The organism is Embleya sp. NPDC059213, assembly GCF_042754445.1.
Lineage (GTDB): Bacteria > Actinomycetota > Actinomycetes > Streptomycetales > Streptomycetaceae > Embleya.
Genome location: NZ_JBHZAV010000373.1, coordinates 1 through 3,241 on the forward strand (window position 1 = coordinate 1; position 3,241 = coordinate 3,241).

Genomic DNA, 3,241 nt, shown 5'->3' on the forward strand with positions numbered 1-3,241 from the left:
CGCGTTCGCGCGCGGTGCTCGGATGCCGAGCACCGCGCAGGCCGCCGCCACCGACGGGGCGACCAACGGCCGCAGGTCCTCGTACCCCTCCAGCGCCGCCAGCGGAACGGTCAGCGCCGCCAACGCCGCGATCGCGCGCACATCGCCGGCCGAGTCGTGCGCGCTCCCACGGGCCAGCGCCTGCTGGGTGCGCTGTCGACACACCATCACCCGCTCGCCCAGCACCGGCTGGGTCTTGAAGGTCCGGTCGAACATGAGGATGATCAGCCGGCGGCGATCGGCCGCGTACAACTCGCCCATCGCGAGCAACAACTCGCGGGTGGCCGCGGGCGAGAAGGACTGGCCCTCGGCCCGGTCCAGGATCGCCTCCAGCTCGACGATGGCCGGCTCGACCAGGTCGGCGAGGATCTCTTCCTTGGTCCGGAAGTAGTAGTACAGGGCCGCCTTGGTCACGCCCATCGTGTCGGCGATGTCCTGGAGCGTGGTGGCGCCGTAGGTCTTCTCTGCGAACAGGGTCGACGCGGTCTCGCGGACCCTGCGCCGGGTGTCGCCTCGTTGGCCGGTCACGTGCGACTCCTTCCCCACTGCAGGCGCTGCGTGTGCCGTCCGACGCCTATATCTACTGTACGGCCAGTAGAAAGTACGCCCTACGTAGTACGTGTGTCCACACCTTCGGAAGGACATACGTGGGGCTTGCGGCCCGGCATAATTTCTACTGTCCGGCTAGTAGAACAGCTCGGCCGTTCGGGCATGTGACCAGCTCACAACTGCCATACCTCTGCTTGCGCCTGCCCATACCCGACCGCCCCACTCCCATTTCGGATCCCACCCGGTGCCGGCGACACGTGTCGCCCCGGGGCGATCCCGCACGTCCTGCCCTCACGTCCCGACTCGCACGAGCCTGGAGACTCCTTCATGGCCACATTCCTGTACCGACTCGGTCGGGCCGCCTTCCGGCGGCGACGCCTGGTCGTCCTGCTCTGGGTGGCGATCCTCGCCCTGGTCGGATTCGGCGCCTCGACGGCGTCCTCCCCGGCTGCCAAACCCTTCTCGGTTCCCGGCATCGAGGCGCAGAAGGCCGTCGACCTGCTGGAGGCCCGCACGCCCGAGGCCGCCGCCGGCGGTGCCAGCGCGCGGATCGTCTTCCGCGCGCCCGCCGGCCAGCAGATCGACTCCGCCAAGAACAAGGCGGCCGTCCTACAGGTGGTCGGCGCGCTCAAGGGCACCGACCAGGTGGCCAGTGCCGCCGACCCGTTCGAGGCGGGCACGGTCAGCAAGGACCACACCACCGCGTATGCGGCCGTGGCCTACCAGGACCCGGCCGACACGCTGCACGACAAGACCCGCGACACGCTCACGCACGCGGCCCAGCAGGGACGCGCGGCCGGCCTGACCGTCGAGGTCGGCGGCGACGCGCTCCAGGACGATTCCGGCCCGGGCAACGGCGAGATCGTCGGCGTCCTGATCGCGGCCGTGGTCCTGGCGATCACCTTCGGCGCGATGATCGCGGCGGGTCTGCCGCTGCTCACCGCGCTGCTGGGGGTCGCGGTCGGCGTCGGCAGCATCACCGCCCTCGCGGGTGTGTTCGACCTCTCCCCCACCACCTCGACCCTGGCGATGATGCTCGGCCTGGCGGTCGGCATCGACTACGCGCTGTTCGTGGTCTCGCGCTATCGCAGCGAGTTGACCCTGGGCCGCGAACCCGAGGACGCCGCCGGCCGGGCAGTGGGCACCGCGGGTTCGGCGGTGGTCTTCGCCGGCCTCACCGTGGTGGTCGCGCTGGCCGGTCTGGCCGTGGTCAACATCCCGATGTTGACCGAGATGGGCCTGGCCGCGGCCGGCACCGTCGCGGTCGCGGTACTGGTCGCACTGACCTTCGTGCCGGCCATCCTGGGCTTCGCGGGCAAGCGCATATTCGGCCGCAAGGACCGCAAGCGCTTCGCCCAGCGCGACGCCGAGATCGCCGCCGGCGGCACCGGCCACCGACGGGGCTCGGAGAAGCCGAACATGGGCACCCGGTGGGCGCGGTTCGTGCTGCGCCGTCCGGTCAAGGTGCTGGTGGTCGCGGTACTGGGTCTGGGCGCGCTGGCGCTGCCCGCCGCGAGCATGGAGCTGGGCCTGCCGGACGACAGCGTGAAGTCGACCGACACCACCCAGCGTCGTGGCTACGACCTGCTGACCGAGAGCTTCGGCCCCGGCTTCAACGGGCCGCTCCTGGTCGTGGTGGACGCCGCGAAGAACAACAACGGCAGGGCCGCGGCGGCCGAGGTCACCAACGCGCTGGGCAAGGTCAAGGGCATCGCCTCGATCGCTCCCGCCACCTTCAACAAGGCGGAGAACACGGCGATCATCGAGATCACGCCGAATTCGAAGCCGAGCAGCAACGCCACCAAGGACCTGGTGCACGCGATCCGCGCCACGGCGGACCAGACCAAGGCCCGCACCGGTGCCGAGACGCTGGTCGGCGGCGGTCCGGCGCTGAACATCGACTTCTCGCAGCGTCTGAACGACGCGCTGCTGCCGTACCTGGCGCTGGTCGTCGGCCTCGCGATCCTGCTGCTGATGGCGGTGTTCCGGTCGGTCCTGGTGCCGCTCAAGGCGGCCGGCGGCTTCCTGCTCTCGGTGGTCGCCTCGCTCGGCGCGGTGGTCGCGGTGTTCCAGTGGGGCTGGTTCGGCAGCCTGATCGGGGTGGACCAGACCGGGCCGATCATGAGCATGATGCCGATCTTCCTGGTGGGCATCGTGTTCGGACTCGCGATGGACTACGAGGTCTTCCTGGTCACTGGGATGCGCGAGGCGTACGTGCACGGCGAGAGCCCGAGGCAGGCCGTGGTCAGCGGGTTCAAGCACGGTGCGCGGGTGGTCACGGCCGCCGCGTTGATCATGATCGGGGTGTTCGCCGGCTTCATCGGGGCGCCCGATTCGATGGTCAAGATGATCGGCTTCGGTCTCGCCTCCGCCGTCCTGTTCGACGCGTTCGTGGTCCGGATGACGATCGTGCCGGCCGTACTGGCGCTGCTCGGCAAGTCCGCGTGGTGGCTGCCGGCGTGGCTGAACAAGCTCATCCCGAACGTGGACGTCGAGGGCGAGGGGCTGCGCAAGTACCTGGGCGACGACGCCGCCGCCGCGAAGGCGCAGGCGAACCCGTTCGACCCGACGGACCGCGGTGGGCGCGACGTCGACCCGGATCGGGACGCGGTTCGCGTCTGATCGCAACGCACGACCGAGACGGGGTGTGCCC

2 protein-coding genes are annotated in these 3,241 nt (G+C 70.2%); one reads left to right on the forward strand and one right to left on the reverse strand.

Annotated features, from left to right (window positions below; all coding sequences use genetic code 11):
* Positions 1–567, reverse strand: a 567-nt coding sequence (locus tag ACFXMF_RS47260) for a TetR/AcrR family transcriptional regulator (RefSeq protein WP_380021300.1), incomplete at its 3' end; no start/stop codon positions are given.
* A 348-nt stretch (positions 568–915) separates the two neighbouring features.
* On the opposite strand from ACFXMF_RS47260, the gene ACFXMF_RS47265 reads away from it, so the two are divergent.
* Positions 916–3,210 carry an MMPL family transporter gene (locus tag ACFXMF_RS47265; protein WP_379992762.1) on the forward strand — a complete coding sequence of 765 codons (2,295 nt, stop codon included), beginning with the start codon at positions 916–918 and terminating at the stop codon, positions 3,208–3,210.
* Positions 3,211–3,241: the final 31 nt, after the last annotated feature.